This window comes from Streptomyces umbrinus (assembly GCF_030817415.1).
GTDB lineage: Bacteria > Actinomycetota > Actinomycetes > Streptomycetales > Streptomycetaceae > Streptomyces > Streptomyces umbrinus_A.
The window spans coordinates 1,008,109-1,026,162 of sequence record NZ_JAUSZI010000002.1 but is presented as its reverse complement, the minus strand read 5'-3'; the positions used below and the strand labels follow the sequence as shown (position 1 = coordinate 1,026,162).

Sequence of the window (18,054 nt, the reverse complement as noted above, 5' to 3'; positions counted from 1 at the left end):
TGTGGGTTGTGGCTCCCGCTCTGCCCCGGTGGGCTGAAGCAGCGTACGCCGCCGAGAACGATGAGAACGTGCCCGTCGCGCAGTCTGCCCTTGAGTACACCTGTGGACGACGACGGGAGACGAGAGTGAGCAGACGCACGAGTGGGGCGGGCCGGTGGCGTCGGCGGACGGCTCGGGTGGGGCTGGTGGGTGTGGCTCTGGCGGGGTTGGTGGCCGGGCTCGTGGTCGGAGGTCCGCCCGCCGACGCGTCGGCGAAGGCGTCGGCCGCGGCCGGGGGACGGAAGACGTTCACCGGTGAGATCGACGGGGCGGAGTACCGCGTCGAGTTGCCCGCCCGCTGGAACGGGACGCTGGTGCTCTACAGCCACGGGTACTTCCTGGCCGAGTGGGTGCCGGAGGGCGTGCAGGTGGCCAACCGCGTCGAGACCGAACAGTGGCTGGTCGAGCACGGCTACGCGGTGGCGGCGTCGAAGTTCAAGAACGACGGCGTCGGCTACGGGGTCCAGGACGGGGTGACCGACCAGGTCGCGCTGCTCGACTGGTTCGAGGAGCACGTGGGCGAGCCGCGGCGGACCGTGTCCAGTGGCATGTCGCAGGGCGGTCTGATCGCGGCACTGCTCGCCGAGCGGAACCCGAAGCGCTTCGACGGGGTGGCCGCGATGTGCGCGGAGTACGACACACACGCGACGTGGAACTCCGGTCTCGACATCACGTTCGTGGTCAGGACCCTCCTCGCGCCCGGCGAGGACATCGAGTTGGTCCGGGCCGGCGAGGATGCCGCGGCCGGCCGGGACGCGTTGGCCGCCGCGATCGACCGTGCCCTCGAAACCCCCGAGGGGCGGGCACGGTTGGCCCTGGCCGGAGCCGTGGCGAACATTCCGGGGTGGTACGCGGCGCACGAGCCGAAGCCGACGGCGACCGGCGAACTGGTCGCCGCCCAGGCGCTGTGGACGAAATGGGCGTACAGCTATGGAATCGGGCCGGTCGGCCGGACCGAGTTGGAGGCCCGCGCGGGCGGCAACCCGTCCTGGAACACCGGCGTCGACTATGGTCGGCTGCTCGCCAGGTCGAGCCGGCGGGACCTGGTCCGCGACGCGTACGCCGCCGCACCCGGAGGCGACCTGGACGCCGGCCTGAAACGCCTGGCGAAGGCACCGCGGATCGGGCCCGACGCGAAGGCAGTGGCCTACCAGTACCGCCACGGCATCGTCCGCGGTACGACGCCGGCTCCCGTCGTCACCCTGCACTCGACCGGCGACGGCGGCGCGGTGACCGACCAGGAACGGTGGTACGCCGACCAGATCCGCCGCCACGGCAACTCCGTCTCGCTGCGGCAGCTCTGGGTGGACCGCGGTGGGCACTGCTCGTTCAGCTCCGCCGACGAACTGGTCATGCTGCGGACGCTGCTCGACCGGATCGACGACGGGCAGTGGCCGAGCACCACACCGACACGGCTCAACGCCTCGGTGAGCGCGATGGGTGCGGCGTACCAGAAGGTGCTGGACCTCGGCACCGGCGCGGACCTGCCCTTGGAGCCTGCGTACACCGACTTCACACCGCCGAGGATGCTCCGCCCGTCGCGGTGACTCCAGGTTGGAGATCCGGTGGGGATCGTCCATGACCCGGCTGATCTCAGGCAGGTTGGCTGACACCCACGACGCCGCTGCATAGGTTGATCGGTGTTGAACCAGGCGATGTACGCAGGGGGAACACCATGTGGGATGACGACGACCTGTGGGTCGGCGGCGAGCTGCTGCTGCCCCACGGGTTCGTCCTGATGGACAACACCACGATCTTCGGCGCCCGGAGAGCTTTCCAGGGACGATCGGCGTACCACCGGCCCATGCCTTCAGGGGTCGATCTGCGATCCCTTATGGACGTACTGGAGGCCATCGTCCTGGTCGAAGGCTTCAGCGTGGACAACTCCAGCCGGGACGACCACGTCGTCTGGCCCGAACTGCATCAGGTGAGCCGCGCGAACGGCCGCTTCTTCAGGGAAACGGACATGGTCTCGGGTTCGGGAACACTGCATGCCGCGCTGCTTCAGACCGGGGCCAGAGAGGTGATGCGCCTGTTGAGGTCGGGGCAGTTGGGAGAGCACCTGGGGTTTGTTCCGTCGTCCGACACCCTGGAGGTCCTGCCGCTCCACTACCGGGATTCAACCGAGTTCGTGGATCTGACCATGGAGGGTGTGGATCCCGCACACGAGCGGACAGTCGCACGCGACCTACGTGAACTCGTACACCTTCTCGACCGGCAGGAAACAGCGACAAGGAGCTTTGCGCTCTTCGCGTTCCGGGGCTTCTACTACCAGGGGATGGCCTATTCGGGCGGCACGCCGTACATGCCGCACACCTGGCGTTCATCCCTGATCCGCAGCCGGCCGGAAGAACAGCCCATCAGTTTCAGGGACCTGGTGGTGAGCCGGGCGACGGGCATCAGAGAGGGGGTGCGCTCCCAGATCAACAACGGGTTCGGCGGTGCCGCGGTGTCGGCCGACTTCCCGCTCATCGCCTCCTACGTCGTCAGTCAGTGCGCCACCCGGGGTGCACTGTTGGAGACGGCGGTCGAGGTCAGGCGGAGCGCCAAGGCCACCGCGTTCCGGAACTGGATTCGCGAGATCGACTGCAAACTCCGCAATCAGGAGGACCTCATCTCTGTGAGGGCAGCCCAGGAGGAGGTGCGTACGCTCGTCCACGAACTCGAACTCGACCTGGGTCTGGCCAGGAGCGAGAAGCAGCAGGTCACACTCACGCTCGGTCTGCCCATTGCCTCGGCCGAGACCATGGTTCCCTTGCCCCGCAGTCCCCGTATGCTGCGTCGAATGCTCAGACGCCGTCCCCATCTGGTCTTTCTCCGCGAACTGGCACGCGAATCAGCACGCTTGACCCCGTTCGCCCTCGCTTTCCAGCGACTCGGACCGTGAGGGTTGCGGACCCGTCATGATCCAGGGGTGGCCGGCTGGACGGGCAGGGCCCACAGCACAGCCGGCTGTCCCGGCACGGCACCCACAGGAGCTCTCGTGACGTACGACATCACCGCCCTCCGCTCCCAGTTCCCCGCGCTGAGCGCCGGAACCGCGCACTTCGACGGACCCGGCGGTACCCAGACCCCACAGCCCGTCATCCGGGCCATCGCCGATGCACTGGCGCAGCCTCTGTCGAACCGGGGGCAAGGGACACCGGGGGAGCGGAACGCCGAGAGCATCATCACCAAGGCCCGGCAGGCCCTGGCCGATCTGTTGGGAGCGGACCCCAGAGGGATCGTCTTCGGCCGTAGTGCCACTCAGCTCACCTACGACTTCTCCCGTGCCCTCGCCAAGACGTGGTCGCCCGGGGACGAGGTGGTCGTCACCCGTCTCGATCACGACGCCAATATTCGCCCATGGGTCCAGGCCGCCGCCCAGGCCGGTGCCACTGTGCGCTGGGCCGACTTCGACCCCGCCACCGGAGAACTGACCGCCGCCGACGTCCGCGCCGTTCTGTCGCCGCGTACCAGGCTGGTCGCCGTCACCGCCGCCTCCAACCTGATCGGAACGCGTCCCCCGATCGCCGAGATCTCCGGCCTGGTTCGCGATGCAGGAGCTCTGACGTATGTCGACGGTGTTCACTGCACCGCCCACGCGCTGGTCGACCTGGAGCGGCTCGGCGCGGACTTCTTCGTCTGTTCTCCGTACAAGTTCCTCGGCCCCCACCACGGAGTCCTCGCCGCCCGGCCGGAGTTGCTGGAGACGTTGCGGCCGGACAAGCTTCTTCCCTCCACCGACGCGGTGCCGGAGCGCTTCGAACTGGGCACACTGCCCTACGAGTTCCTCGCGGGTACCGCAGCGGCGGTGGATTTCCTCGCCGCGCTCGACACGGAGGCAACAGGAACGCGACGGCAGCGCCTTACCTCGGCGTTCATGGCGCTCGAAGCGCATGAACAGTCCCTGCGCGCACAACTCGACAAGGGCTTGTCCTCGCTCACAGGGGTTCAAGTCCACTCCAGGGCGGTCGATCGCACTCCCACCCTGTTGCTCACGTTCGAGGGCCGATCGTCGGTGGAGGCATACCGGTTCCTCGCGGAGCGTGGCGTCCACGCGCCGTCGGGGTCCTTCTACGCGATCGAGGCCTCCCGCCGACTCGGCCTCGGCGACGCCGGTGGCCTCCGGATCGGCCTGGCCCCCTACAACAACACGGAGGACGTCGAACGGCTCCTGGACGGTCTGTCCGAGTTCCTGGCGCTCTGAGGGGAGCCATCGACCTCGTTCAGGGGGAGGGGGAGGGCGACAGCGCCGGGTCCGCTCCCCACGCCGCGGCGCACAGCGATCGGTCGACCTCCTCGGTGTAGTGGGCCGCCGCGAGCCACGCGTGGGCGAACCGGTTGACGTCGGCTGGGACGAGACGGCCGAAGACGTCGCGCGACCGGTCCGCGGCGGCCGAACGGAGTTCGTCGAGGAGGCCTCCGGCGCAGGCGAAACCGTAGCGGCCCAGGCGCCGGCTGTCGGTGGCGCTGTCTCCGGGGAAGGCGAGCACGCGACGGCCCGCCGAGGCCGCCTGGTGGACACGGCGCCGCAGGAGATGCAGCGGCGCCTCGTCCGGAGCGGGTGGCGATCCGACGGGTGCCATCGCCGGGGCGGGCAGGTCCGCGTGCTGGAGGCGGTCGAGACCCAGGTCGAGATGGGCCCCGGGATCGCGCGGGTGGTCCGCGGCGAGGAGCAGTGCCCGGGGCAGAGGAGACGGGTCGAGGCGGGCGACGACTCGCAGTCGGGTGCCCGGGGCGGCCGCGAGGAGACGGAGGTTGTCGCGGTAGAGCAGCGCGGGGTGGTCATGGGCGGCGGCGAGGCGGAGCGTCAGTCCGTCGCAGTCGGCGAGCAGGCAGTCGCCCGCCGCCTCGCGGACCGTACCGGTGAGGATCACGTCGAGGAACAGCAGGCCGTCCCCGCCGGTCAGGGCACGTGAAACCTGATCGGCGACGGGCAGTGCCCACAGGCCGGCGAGAGGGTCCTCGCGCCAGGCGGCGCCGGACGCGCGCACGGCCCGTACGCCCGCTCCCGCGCCCAGTCGGCCCGTCGGGGAGACGGTCGCACCGGACACGGCGAGCCCGGCCCTCGACAGTTCGCGGTGGGTGAGAGCCGTGTCCCCGATGCGTACGGCCCGGTCGGCCGCACCCACCGCCCGGCCGGGCCCTCCCGGGACGACGTCCGAGACCGTATGGAGACGGCCCTCGGCGTCGGACGCCCAGGTGACCGCTCCCGCGTATCCGGTCGCCGTGAGGACTGGCTCGGAGAAGAGCCCGTACAGCCGCAGGGATCCGTCCGGGGAGTACGGCTGCCGTGCGGTGCCTCGCAGGGCGGCGAGTTCGGGGCCCGTTGAGCCCGGAAGGCGATGGGCTGTCCCGAGGACTTCGCGGAGTGTCGCGGTCAGATCGGTGAGGCGGTACGCCGGGTCGGCGCAGCGGGCGGCGCGCAGTTGGGTGACCACGGATACCGCCGAGGCGGCGATCCTGGGCAGGCCGCTGATCCGTGCGGTGTGAGCGGCGCGCAGCAACTCCGCCTGCAGCACGGCGCCCGCCCCGTCCGCACCGGCTTCGAGTACGGCGGCCGCGGCGTCGTACATGGCTTGTGCGGCGGCGCGTTGGTCGGGGGTGAGGGTGTCGGACTCTGCGGGTGACGCGGACCGGGTGCTCGCCGAGATCGGCTCATTCGCGGAGGCGGGTGCGTCCTCGCCGACCGATGCGGGCACGGCGTCCGGCATCGACTGCGACCCGGACCCGGACCCGGACCCGGACCCGCACCCGGGCTCGGGCTCGGAATCCGCGATCGGTGCCGCCGAGGCCGCGGCCGCGCGGTGCAGGCAGTCCGGCGCCAGCAGGCAGCCGCAGCGGATCGCGTCCGTGGTGGTCACGGTGCCGCCGGGGGCGTGCAGTTCGAGATGGGTGTCGTCGTCGACGGCGATGCGTACGGTGTCGCCGTCGCGGACGGACGGCCGCCCCGCCAGCTTGGTGATGCCGGCGTCCAGCCGCTTGCGCAGGCGGGGCGTGAGCCCTTGGACGAGTTCGGCGGTCACCGCCGGAGCGACCTGAGGCAGGTCGAGGCTCAAGAGACTTTCTCCCCTACCCAGCGGGCGAGTTCGAGTGGGCTGAGGGCGGCGACGGGCATGCCCGCGGCGACGAGTTGTCCCGCGACGCCGGTCGAGTACCGGGGGCGACCGGCGTCGTCCAGGCTCGCGCAGCCGAGTACGTGGCAGCCGGCCCCGACGAGACCGCGGACTTCGGCGAGCAGACCACCGAGGGGGTAGCCCTCCTCGAAGTCGCTGATGACCACGACGAGGGTGCGGGACGGCACGGTGACGAGCTCGCGGGCGTGGCGCAGCCCGGCGGCGATGTGGGTGCCGCCGCCCACGCTGACCTCGAGGAGCAGCGACAACGGGTCGTCGACATGGCCGGTGAGGTCGATGACCTCCGTGGAGAAGGCCAGGAAATGCGTTGAGAGGGTCGGCACTCCGGCCAGGACGGAAGCCGTGAGGGCCGCCCAGACCGTCGAGGCCTCCATGGACCCCGACACGTCGGTGACCAGGATCAGCCGCCAGTCCGCGGCGCGTTTGGCGCGCGAACGGAAGACGGGGTGCTCCGGGATGACCTGGACGGTGCCGTCCGGACCGCGGCGCGCGGTCGCGAGGTTGGCGCGCAGTGTGCGGGGCAGATCCAGGCCGCCACCCGGCCGTCGGCTGGGGCGCGGCAGGACCGCGCCGTGCAACGCGGGGCGCAGGCGTGTGGCCAGTTCCCGGGTCAGCGCCTTGACCAGGCGGCGGACCAGCGGGCGCAGCGCGGCCAGTTGTGCCTCTGGCAGCCCTCCCGCGTGCTGGAGGACGGTGCGCAGCAGGTCGACGGAGGGCCGCACCACGTCCGGGTTGAGCTCGGCTATCACGTCCTTGCGGCCCGACGCCGCGGCCGCCGCCAGCACCTCTTCACGGATGCCCGGTCCGAACAGGGCGGCCAGTTCCTCGGACCACTCACGCACTCCTGGGTACGAAGCCTCCCGGCCGCCCCCGCCGCGTCGGCGAGGTCCGGTCAGGTCGCCCCTGCTGCCCTCGCCGCGTCCACTGCCGTACAACTCGTCCAGCGCGGTCGCGAACGCCGAGGCCGAGCGCGGCAGTTGATCCGTACGACGGCCGAGTACGAGCCGCCAGCGGTCGGCGGACGCGAGGACGTGATCCTCGAGGGAGTGCTCAGCGACTCGCTCGGTTGCTTCGGTTGCTTCGGTTGCCTCGGTTCCGGGGCTCCCGAGGGTTTTGGAGGCTTCGCGCGCTTCGGGACTCTGGGTCGCCGGAACGCGGTCGTCCCCCTTGGGCGGATTGGGCGGATTGGGCGGATTGGGCGGAGGTAGGAGCCCGAGCGCGCGGAGGGCGGCGCGGGCCGCGAGGTCCGCGCGGGTCCAGGTGGCGAGTGCCGCGGGGTCGACGCCGCCGGTGTCGGTCAGATGCGTGGTGGCGAGGCGCTCTTCGACGGTGTCGAGGAGCCGGTCGCGTGCCGCCGGACTGAGGGTGTCGAAGCCTCCCCGGAGCGCCGGGAGCCGGTCGAGGAACTGCCGGTCGGGCATCTCGATGATGCGGTTGAGCAGCGGCTCCAGGGCGGGGGCCGCCGCCTCCAGGAGTGGGCCCGCGGCGGTAAGCACCCCGATGAGCCGGTCGGTGAGGGCGGTCCGGGCCTCGGGAGTGCTGGCCGAGTCGACCCAGGAAGCGACGCGATCGCCCAGAACATGCGGGTCCTCGTGACCGAGGAGAACGCGTACGGCTCCGGCGGCGCCGCGCATCAGCGGGGAGCCGTCGGCGGCCAGCCGGGCGAGCGCGTCGGCGAGCCGTATGCCGCCCAAGAGGTCCGCGCGATGGGCGAGTTCGAGCAGCGCGTGTGCGTCGCCCCGGTCCTCGGAACCGGTGAGACCGTCCACCTGCCGCACCGCCGCGGCGGTCAGCAGCTCGGCCACGGTGGCCACCGTGTCGGTACGTTCCTCGTCGGTGTCGAGGCCTGCGACGTGACCCGCCCGCAGACGGTCCAACAGGGTCAGGCCGGCGAGGAGTTCCGGCAGCGTGGCGGACTGCGGCAGCACCTCGCGGACGTCGGAGAGGCGTTCGTCCGTGAGGGCGGGCAGGCCGCACTCCGCCGCCTGCCGAAGGCCGTGCAGGGTCTGCGCCGCTGTTGGCCCGCCCTCGTCCCGCTCCGCGCGCCGGCGTTCGCGCAGCAACCCCTCGGCGGCCTGCGCGGGGGTGACTCCCCGGACACCGGCCGCGGTCAGCATGGCCGCCGTGGCGGGCGTCCAGCGCACCTCCCAGCGAGAGGTCAGCGCCTCGGAGCCGCCTGCGCCGACGACTTCCTTTGCCTCTCCGTACGGCACACCGCACACGGTCAGGCGCTGCAACAGGAGTTCTCGGCGGGCGTCCATGTCGGAGCGCAGTGGGTCCAGGCGCAGATCCCGCGTGGCGTCGGTGCCGTGGCTGTCGGGCCCGGGCAGCCCCAACGCCGCCAGCTCCGCCTCCACGGCCGGAGCGAGTCCACTGCGGGGTGCTCCGGGTGCCGGGCGGCCGCCGCGCGTTCCCACGAGTACTCGCTCCATCGCCTGTGCGACGGCTCGGCCGCGCCCGTACGGCTCCCCCTGTGTGAGTACGGTCTGCACCGCTTCGACCAGCTCGCCCCGGCCGGCCGCGGGGAGTCCACGCAGTCGGGCGAGGTCTCCCGCGAGGCGGCAGATCTCCCGGGCATCGGCGGGTCCCGACGGGTGGCCGAGGGAGCGCAGTTGGGCACAGATCTGCACGGCGGCGCGTGTCAGGGCGTCTTCCAACGCGACCGGGTCGCCCGCCGCGCCCAGAACCAGGTGCTGCCATTCCGGGTCCCGGATGCCCGCCGGGTACCCGGACCGCTCGTCCAGGAGTGCATAGGTGTAGGGGATGAACGACGTCGTCCATGCCGGGGCCTCGGAGTCCGAGCCGATGGGGGCGGGCGATCGGGGCTCCGTCGGTGTGCCCGGTGACGTCAACGCCGGGGCGTGGAAGGCGCCGACGAGCACGGCTGCTCGTTCGCCGTTCGCGGTGGCGGCGGCCAGCCGGGCGCGCATCCACTCCTCGCGCCGCAGGTCCAGCTCGGGCACGCCTCCCGAGGCCTCTGCGTCCTCGCGCAGCGCCCAGCCCGTCAGGAGGGCGGCCCGCCGCAGTGCTTCGGGAGGCGAGCCCGGGGCGGCCGTCTCGACGAGGCGGTCCCAGAGGTCGTCACCGGTACGGCCCGTGAGCCGGACCCGTAGCGCGGCGGCGAGGCCGGCCCGGTGGAACGTCTCGTGGACGCCGACGGGATCGGGAACGCTGGGTGTCTCGCGGGCAGCGACCTCGTCGGAGCCGGTACCGCCGGGCGACTGTGCCGATGCCGGAGCGGTGGAACTGTCGGAGGGCGACGCGGACGCCGGATCGGTGGGAGTGCCGGGCTGCTCCGGGGCCGAGGCCCGGTCCGTACCGTCGTCCGGGCATGCGGAGGTGTGCCGTTCGGCGCTCCACGCCCGGTCGGCGAGCGGCAGGTCGCACGCGACGACCGGCACGTCGTGTCGCGCGGCCCAGCGCACGGCGGCGAGTTCGGGCGAGAAGTCGGCGAACGGATAGAAGGCCGGGCCCCGGCCGCCGCCCCCGTCGCGGGGAGCGGCGGCGAGGGCGACCGGGGCCCGCGTCTCCTCATGACCGAGCCAGGGCAGCCATTCCTGCATTTCGCCGGGGAGTTCGACGAGCAGCACGTCCGGCTCGGCCGCGTCCAGCAGCGCGGGCACGGCCGCGGCCAGGGAGGGCGCGTGGTGCCGTACGCCGATGAGGTAGGGCGCCGCCGGGTCGGTGAGGGCCGCGACGGCTTCGTCGGGGGAGAGGGGCACGGCGGTCAGTCCTCCAGGACGGTGCGCAGGTCCCACAGGGTGCGCCAGGTGGCGGAGCCCTGTTCGGCGCGGCGCCTGACGGGGCCGTCCCAGTAGCCGCGCAGCCGGGCCGCGTCGGCGGGGTCGTCCTTGCGGACCACACCGAGGAGGTGACCGGGCAGCAGGCCGAGGACATCACGGTCGCCCGGGAAGTAGGCGGCGGCGAGCCCCAGCGCGCCCGCCACGGACACGGCTTCCGCGGTGCTCATCACCGTGGAGGGCCGCTCGACCTCCCAGCCCTCCGCGGACCGGCCCTCCCGCAGGTCCCGGAAGGCCGTGATGAGGGCTTCCAGTACGGCGTCGTCGACGCGGAAGGGTGCTCCGGCCCGCTCGACCGAGGTGCGTGCCTGGCTGCGCACGAGCGCGGTCTCGGCGTCGAGGTCCGCGATGGGACCGACGGTCTCGAAGTTGAAGCGGCGCTTCAGCGCGGCCGACATCTCGGAGACCCCCTTGTCGCGCAGGTTGGCCGTCGCGATGAGGCTGAAGCCGGGTGCCGCGTGGGCCAGGGAGTCCTCGGTGCCCGCCAGTTCGGGTACGGCGATGCGCCGCTCGGAGAGCAACGACACCAGTGCGTCCTGCACTTCGGGCAGGCAGCGGGTGACCTCCTCCACCCGGGCGACGGCTCCCCGGGTCATGGCGGTCAGGACGGGCGAGGGCACGAGGGCCTGGCGGCTGGGTCCCTGGGCCAGCAACAGGGCGTAGTTCCAGCCGTACTTCAGCTGGTCCTCCGTCGTGCCCGCGGTGCCCTGGACGACCAGGCCGCTGGTGCCGCAGACGGCGGCGGACAGCAGCTCGGACAGCATGGACTTGGCGGTGCCGGGCTCGCCGACGAGCAGCAGCCCGCGCTCGCCGGCGAGGGTGACGACGCACCGCTCGACCAGGGCTCGGTCGCCGACGAACTTGCCCTCGACGACGAGGCGCCGCGGCACACCCTCGGGCGTAGGGGCGTCGTCGGGCAGCCGCAGGGCCCGGCCGTCGCTGCCCATGACGAACGTGACGACGGCACGGGGCGTGAGCCGCCACGCGGGTGGGCGCGGCCCGTCGTCGTAGGCGGCGAGGAAGGCCAGCTCGGTGGCGTGCCGGTCCTCGGGCGGAGTGATCTGGCGGGCCGTGTCGGCGGCCAGGGTGGTGGTCATCGGTGGTCCGTCCGGTCGGGTCGGGAGGTCGTCATCAGGGGTTCGTCCGGTGGGCTCGGGCGGTGGTCATCGGCGGCGGCCCTTCCGGGTGGCGCGGGTGGTGAGCTTCTCGTAGGCGGGCGCGTCACCGTCCTGGACGCGTTGCCAGGCGCGGGCGAACAGGTCGGGCACCGGGAGGCGGGGCACGGCACGCGAGCGGTCGCGCACCGGGTAGAGGCCCTCTTTCCAGGTCTCCACCGGCAGGGCGGGGGACTTGAGGTCGCGCCAGCCGCAGGGCAGGAAGAGGGTGCGCCCGGCGCGCGGTCGCTTCGCCTCGACGACCAGGTCGGTGGCGGCCAGTTCGGTGCGGGCCTTCTTGAGCCGAGCGGGCTTCCAGCCGGTCCAGCGTGCGCAGTTGCGGTCCGTCGGATCGGGCAGGGCCAGCAACTGGAGGTAGAGCGCGGCCGCGTCCTCACTCAGACCGCGTGCCGCGGCCACTTCGGCGACCAGCGCGGGAGCGACGACAGTGGGGTCCTGTGCGTGACCGACGGGTCCCTCCGGGGCGAGGCCGGCCGCCAGGGCTCGGTCGAGTCCGTCGCCGAGGATCGAGCGCAGGGTGTGGAGACCACCGTCGTGATTCGGACCCACCAGACCCTCCAGGAGCCCGAGGACCGAGTCGTCCGGACCGGTGAGCACGGCGGGGCGGAGCAGTACCGCCTCCTGCTCGCCGTACCAGGGGCGCAGCACGAGGGCCTCCCCGACAGGCGTCAGTCCGTGTGCGTCGGCGCCTCCGGTGGAGGGAAGGCCGTACGCCTTGCGCAGTTCGACCGCCGTCGAGCCGCCCTTGTCCGTCCACATGACGTCGAGTTCGAGCAGCAGCCCGGGGTCGGTGAGACGGCGGCGCAGGGCGGCGAGGCCCTCGGGCAGGAGGGCACGCAGCGGGTCCCCGTACGGCAGGCCGTAGGCGAGTGCGGTCAGGGAGGCGACGGCACGGCTCAGGTCGTACCGTCCGGGCAGCGCCGCGGGGTCCGCGGGGGCGAGGTTGCCGTCCTTGTCCGGCCGTTGGACCGTCGTGCGGCTGATCCAGGGGGTGAGCCCCGGATTGAGCACGGCCTCGGCGGAGTCGGCGGGCAGACCGGCGAGATCGACTGCGAGGTCCTCGGGCAGGCGGACGACGGAACCGAGGCGCTCGGCCCACACCCGGCCCGCGGCCGAGATGTCCGGTCCGGTGGTCCACAGGTCGGCGGGGTCCTCGGGCAGCAGAGCGCTCATGAGGGCGAAGCGGTCCTCCCGGCCGAGCGACGACAGACGTCCGTTGCCCAGGTCCATCTGCCGGGGTTTCAGACCGATCGTGGCGAGTACGTCGGCGCTGGGGTTCTGCGGACGTGCGGCGAGGAGCACGGTGGCCTGGATGGGGCCCAGACCGTCGCGGGTCGCTGCGGCGAACGCGGCGGGCGCCTCGGAGTGCCAGGGGGCCGCGCCCTTGTCCCGGATCGTCCGGGTGAGGGCGGCCAGGCCGTCGGCGGGGAACGCCGGCTGCACCGCGGTCTCCTTGTCCAGGGTGAAGTGGGCGACGGCGCCGAACGCGCCGGAGGGGTCGTGGTCGAGGGCGAGCCAACTGACCCGGTTGCGCTCGTTGTCGACGTTCTGGCAGCCGAGGAGGACCACGGTGCGTCCGTCCCGGCGGAGCACCTGACCGGCACGCTGCTGCTTGGTGTGCGGCTCGCTCAGCAGGATCTCGCGCAGCCCCCCTCCGGGTGCGGCCAGCGGTCCTTCGGCGACCGCCTCGAGCAGCAGGAGCAGGGATTCCCGTTCGGCGTCGGTCAGGGTGGGCGTGGCGGTTCGGTAGGCCAGCGGCCGCAGCACGGCCAGGATCGACGGCCACACGATGCCGATGTCGGGGATCGTGCGCTCCTCACTCCGCCAGCCGTCACCGAGGGCGCCCGTCTGCGCGAGATCGGGCAGCGGCTTGCCCTCTGCGGGCCGTCCGGACAGCACATGGTTCACGGCCCGGATCTGGCGCAGCGCGGTCCACGCGTGATTGCCTCCCCACCATCCCCCCAGATCGGCGATGCCGGCGGTGACCGCGCGAAGGGTCCGGTCCTCGCCGTGCTTGGGGCGGTAGTCGGCGAACATCTCCTCGTTCTGCCGCTGTTCGGGCCGCTTCTTCTCGACCGGCGGGGCCACGAACGCGGCAGCCGTCCCGGTGAGGCGGAGCGCCTCACGGACCAGGGCGGACACACCGATGAGCAGCCGCTCGTCGGTGAGGCCGGGCAGAGCCGTCGACACGGCAGGCCGAATGAAGTCGTCCACCGACGGGACGACGGGCTTGCCGTCGACGGTGGTACCGGCGGCGTCGCCGGCCTTGACGACCAGGGCCTCACGCTCGATCAGGGCCCGGGCGCCGGCCCGCAGCACGTCGGCCACCGCCTCGTCGGTGAGCGCGCGCAGCACGGCGGACGCCCGTTCGTCGCGGGGGCGCAGTGCGTGCCAGAAGGCGAGGGGCGGGACGAGCCGGGTGCCGGCGGCGTACTCCCCGCCCGGCTGACCGGGTACGACCCGGCCGAGTTCGCCGGTGTCAGAGGTGTCCTCGGAGGCGAACAGCACGACGTGCATGTTGAGGCACGCGGCGACGGGCTCGGCACCTCCCGGCAGTCGGAGCGCACCGAGAGGGAAGCCGGACGCTCGCAGGGTGACGGTCCGGCCGTCCGGCGTACCGGCGGTCGTCCGCGACTCGGTGCCTTCGCCCTCCGAGCGCACCCAGCGGCCGAGCACGGAGCCGTCGGTGCCGAAGGGGCTCTGTTCGAGGCCGGGTTGCAGCGGCAGGACCTCGCAGTGGTGCTGCAGGAGTGCGGCGTCCTCACGGATGCCGGACCGCAGGAAGGCGGGCAGGGACGCCCGTCCGTGCGTACCGGTGTCCGGGTCGTACTCCAGCCAGACCTGCTGTCGGCCCTGCCTGCCCTGGCGCCAGCACGTCGTGCCGTCACCTATGACGGACCGGCTCGGCGGCAGGACGGTGTCGCCGGCGTGCAGGGTGCGTCCGCCGGTGGCACGGCCGCCGCCGGGAAGGGGGATGGAGGGGTCACCGGCGTCGTTGCTGTACCAGTGGGGCAGTTGCTCGCCGCCGAGGGTGAACACCTCGGACGGCCGGGTCGACCAGTAGCCGAACTGCTTGCTGTCCTGCCGCCACATCACGAGCAGTTCGCCGTCGGTGTAGCGGAACTGCGGTTGCTGCCAGCGGTCCAGCTCGACGGGCAGGCGCAGGTCGTGGTCGAGCAGCACCTTGTCCGGTCCGACGACGACGGCCTTGTGCCTGCGGGAGAGGATCAGCGCGGGCCAGGCCTCGGTCAGGCGCAGTGCGTCGTCGTCACGGTGGCGCCTGCGCCCGCTCTTGGTCCTGGCATCGGTGTCGGTGTCGGCTTCGAGGAGGCGCAGCGCCTCGTCCAGGGCGGGCCAGCCCAGTTCGTCGGGGATGCCGGCCCGCAGGGTGCGGCCGAGCAGCGGTGCGATCTCGTGCTCCCCGACACGCGCGACCGCCTGAGGGCTGACCCGGGCGGCGACCGGCCGGAAGGGGCGCAGGCGGTTGAGCGCCGCGCGGGCGCCGGGCAGGCCCGTCGAGGCGCGGAATGTCTCGGCCGCGTCGTCCAGCCACTCGCGCAGCACGTCACTCAGTACGGGATGGGCGGCGAGGGCCTCCAGCACGCCGGCGAGTGTCCGGTCGTCGCTCAGCGCATCGATGGCCCGGTGCAGCAGGGGCCGGAAACGCGGGTCCGCGGCGGTGGCGGTCAGGTCGCGCCCACCGGACTCACGGTCGCGAAGCCAGCGGTCGAGGGACAGATACACCTCTTTGTCCGGGTCGGGCATGGCGAGGGGGACTCCCTGTGCCACGCACAGGTCCAGCAGGTCGAGGTCGGCACCGGCGTGCCAGCGGCCCGTGAACAGGTCCGCGGTCCGGCCGTCGGCACGCAGCCGCGGCGCCATCCGTTCGACGAGCCGGAGGGTGAGCGGGGAGCGGCTGCTGACCGTGCCGCCGTGCTTGCGGTGGGCGGCCCAGCGGCTGAGCCACTCCGCCGCGTCGACGGCTCCCGCCTTCTCACCGTCCTGACCGGCCCGATCGGCCCGACTGTCCTCGCCGTCCTTGCCGCCCTCGTCGTTCTCGCCGGTGAGGAGGCGGTCGGCGCCGCTCTCCGCGAGCAGCGTCAACCAGAACTCGTCGTCCTTGACCTCGCGGCCCAAGGTGGTCGGCATGATCTCCAGCAGCCGTGCCCGTACGGCCGGTTGCCGCTCGGCGAGGACCGCGAGGGTGGCTCGGTAGGCGGTCCAGAAGGAGACGGGCGCGCGCACCGCGGCGGGCGAGGCGACCAGGTCGGCCACCAGGGCGCATTCCTCGGTGACCCGGGACAGCCCGGCGGCCTTGATCAGGCCGCGGGCGTCCTGCGGCAGCGAAGCGTACGGCGGCATGCCCGCCGCGCAGCGCTCCACGCACAGTTGCCGGAACTGCGACCACGCCGTGGCCGGATCGAGCCGGTGGGCCAGGTCCTTCACATACTCCTTGAGCGCCTTGACCGTCAGCGCCCCGGCGAAGGCGAACTCCAGGAACACGGCGCGCTGCCGCTCCTCGTCGACGGCGAGCGCGTGCACCCGCTCGGCCTCGCGGGCCTTGCCGAAGAAGGCCGCGGCGTACGTCGTGTTCTCGTGCTGGAGGAAGATCCGGGCCGCCTGCTCGTAGAAGGTGGGCAGGAAGTGCGGCACGGCACGGCCGAGCCGCTCGCCGAGTTCCTCGAAGCCCTCTTTGGCGGTGCCGGGGCGGGACTTGGCCTGGCGTGCGAGCCGTTCGACGTCCTTGACCAGGGCCAGCGCGTGGTGGCCGTTGGCCGGGTCGTTGACCAGTGCCCAGGCGGGGAAGCCGAGGGTCTCGCGGCGTACCTGTCCGACCTCGGGGGTCTCCGGTTCGCGGGCCAGACCGAGGAACTCCAGGGCGAGGTCCTCGGCCTCGCCGAGGGTGCCGGGCACGAGACGGACGGCGAGCCGGCCGTCCAGCGCGGGATGGGTGTACGTCCGTACGGTGAGGGAGTCGGCGTCATCGCCGGTGGTGGTGCCCACGGGCAGGACGGCACCGGCTTCGAGGAGCGCGGCCGCGGTGGTGTGTGCGTAGGTGGTCATGCCGCCTGCTCCTCGTCCTCGATGTCCCGCCCGGCGAACAGGGCGGCAGCCATGCGCATGCCCTCCGACCAGGCGACGGGCCCCACCTGACCGAGCTTCAGCACCCGGCCGGAGCCGTCGGTCCACATGAGCGGGCCGGTCTCGGTCTCCTCGTATCCGTCGTAGTCGCCGATCCAGACCCGGGCCTCCACACCGCGGGCGTCCTCCCGCACGGAGCAGACGGCGTTGCCTCCGCGCACGCGGTAGCCGAGCTGGGTGGTTCGACCGTGCAGGAAGCGCAGTTGCTTGAACGCCCCGCCCGCGTAGTCCTCCACGGTGGTGGCCTCGGCGTCGAGGCCCGCGGGGCGCCGCCACACCTCGCGGAAGAGCTGCTGGGCCCGCTGCTCGACGCCGAGTTCGACGGCGAACTCCCGGAGTTCCTCAAGGTCGTCGAGAAGGACGGGGTGGGGGAGGTGGACCAGCTCGGGGGCGATGCGGATGCTGTCCCCGTCGAGGTCGACGAGGCCGAGCCCGCGGTCGAGGTCGGCGTCCCGGAGGAATCCGGCCACTTCGCCGTCCGGACCGGTGACGACGAGATCGCGCAGTGCGCTCTGCCAGGCGGGATCCGGCCACACCCGGGCGATGACGGCGAGGGGCACGGGAAGCGAGCGCACCATCCACTTCTCGACATCGGTGAGGCACTGGCGTTCGTGCCGTTCCAGCCACTCGGCGAGCTGCCGCAGTCCCATGACCGCGGGATCGTCCGCGAGTTTGGCCGGTACGGACTTCAACTGCCGTCCCGCGGCGTTGCGGCACACGACCTTTCCGCCGTCGAGGCCGACCTCGTAGTCGCCGGCCGTGACCCACCCCATATGTGCCTCCCCGCACTTCACTGACCCGCACTTCACTGATCAAGTGACCGGAACTCTAAGTGAGACCACTGACAACGCCTGCTCCGAGCCCACTCGGACCGCCTCCGGGCCGATTTCGAGTCCGGAATCAGTAAGTCCCCAGTACCCTGCGGGCTTTCGAGGTGCCGTGGGAATCGGGAGGTGCGGGAGGGGACGTCAGGATCTCGCGGACGAGCTGGACGACGAGTTCCGGAAGCGGCTGCTGCCCCCAACTGCGGTGCGCGCACTGGCACTTTGGCTGGCCGGACCCGGCGCTCGGTACGTGAAAGGTGCCGGCGGCCACGCCGTGGAGTACGTTCCCGCACACTGGTCGGGCGTCGAGCCATGGCCCGTTGAGTTCCCCGAGTGGTCGGGGACAGGAACCGCGAGAATCAGCCGTGACCAGGTGGTCGCCTCGACTCGCAGGGCAGCAGAGCGCTCGGCGTGGTCCGAGGCCCTGGTCGCGTCGTACGCATGGGGGCAGGGCCGGACCGGCTACGGTCCGCACCGCCTCAAGGAGATCCTGGCGGAGCCCACTGTCGACGACGCGTTGGCCATGGCCGGCGCCGCCCTTCGCCGCGAGGGCGCCGTCGCGGCGTATCGCGGCCTCCGCGGGGCGGTGAAAGGACTGGGACCGGCGTTCTTCACCAAGTTCCTCTACTTCCTTGACCAGGGCTACGTCCTCGACCAGGGCTACTCCCACGACCTGGGGACGGACGCTTCCGCCGTTCCCCGCGCGCTGATCCTGGACCAGCGGGTCGCGCGTGTGATGAGGGCTCATGCCGCGCGGGTGGGCGCGGACATGGGACTGGCCTCCGCGTCGGACGTGGCCGCCTGGATCTGGTCGGACAGTGGCTGGACCTCTCATCGGTACGAGGTGTACCTGGGGTGGGTCCACCCGCGACCGAGCAAATCGCCTCCGCGGGGATCGGATGGCCCGGGTCACGCCCGGATGTGTTGGAACTGGCGTTGTTCGACGGTGTCTGAA

8 protein-coding genes and 1 pseudogene are annotated in these 18,054 nt (G+C 72.3%); 4 read left to right on the top strand and 5 right to left on the bottom strand.

Annotated features, from left to right (window positions below; all coding sequences use genetic code 11):
- Positions 1–125: 125 nt before the first annotated feature.
- The 3 genes from QF035_RS05250 to QF035_RS05240 all read left to right on the top strand — a co-directional run bounded on the left by QF035_RS05250 (position 126) and on the right by QF035_RS05240 (position 4,228).
- The gene (locus QF035_RS05250; RefSeq protein ID WP_307518532.1) at positions 126–1,586 is read left to right on the top strand and encodes an alpha/beta hydrolase family protein; all 1,461 of its coding nucleotides are present in this window, start codon (positions 126–128) and stop codon (positions 1,584–1,586) included.
- Between the two features lie 128 nt (positions 1,587–1,714).
- On the top strand, positions 1,715–2,926 hold the full coding sequence (locus tag QF035_RS05245) for a hypothetical protein (RefSeq protein ID WP_307518531.1): 1,212 nt from the start codon (positions 1,715–1,717) through the stop codon (positions 2,924–2,926).
- Between the two features lie 96 nt (positions 2,927–3,022).
- Positions 3,023–4,228, top strand: coding sequence for a cysteine desulfurase-like protein (locus QF035_RS05240; RefSeq protein ID WP_307518529.1), 1,206 nt, complete (start codon positions 3,023–3,025; stop codon positions 4,226–4,228).
- 19 nt (positions 4,229–4,247) lie between these two features.
- Here the strand turns inward: QF035_RS05240 and QF035_RS05235 are convergent, their stop codons facing one another.
- The 5 genes from QF035_RS05235 to QF035_RS05215 form a co-directional block, all read right to left on the bottom strand.
- Positions 4,248–6,080 carry a hypothetical protein gene (locus QF035_RS05235; protein WP_307518527.1) on the bottom strand — a complete coding sequence of 611 codons (1,833 nt, stop codon included), beginning with the start codon at positions 6,078–6,080 and terminating at the stop codon, positions 4,248–4,250.
- Positions 6,077–9,880 carry a vWA domain-containing protein gene (locus QF035_RS05230; protein WP_307518525.1) on the bottom strand — a complete coding sequence of 1,268 codons (3,804 nt, stop codon included), beginning with the start codon at positions 9,878–9,880 and terminating at the stop codon, positions 6,077–6,079. The genes QF035_RS05235 and QF035_RS05230 overlap by 4 nt, the downstream gene beginning before the upstream one ends.
- Positions 9,881–9,885: 5 nt before the next feature.
- The gene (locus tag QF035_RS05225) at positions 9,886–11,055 is read right to left on the bottom strand and encodes an ATP-binding protein (RefSeq protein ID WP_307518524.1); all 1,170 of its coding nucleotides are present in this window, start codon (positions 11,053–11,055) and stop codon (positions 9,886–9,888) included.
- 66 nt (positions 11,056–11,121) lie between these two features.
- Positions 11,122–16,197 (bottom strand): hypothetical protein, encoded by a 5,076-nt coding sequence (locus QF035_RS05220; protein ID WP_307518522.1) that lies wholly within the window; start codon positions 16,195–16,197, stop codon positions 11,122–11,124.
- Positions 16,194–17,048, bottom strand: coding sequence for a DUF4132 domain-containing protein (locus QF035_RS05215; protein WP_307518520.1), 855 nt, complete (start codon positions 17,046–17,048; stop codon positions 16,194–16,196). Before QF035_RS05215 ends, QF035_RS05220 begins: the two co-directional genes overlap by 4 nt.
- Here QF035_RS05215 and QF035_RS55655 point away from each other — a divergent pair.
- Positions 17,035–17,952 (top strand): annotated as a pseudogene (locus tag QF035_RS55655) (8-oxoguanine DNA glycosylase OGG fold protein); the annotation flags it as partial. The gene QF035_RS05215 and the pseudogene QF035_RS55655 sit on opposite strands and share 14 nt — an antisense overlap.
- Positions 17,953–18,054 lie beyond the last annotated feature (102 nt).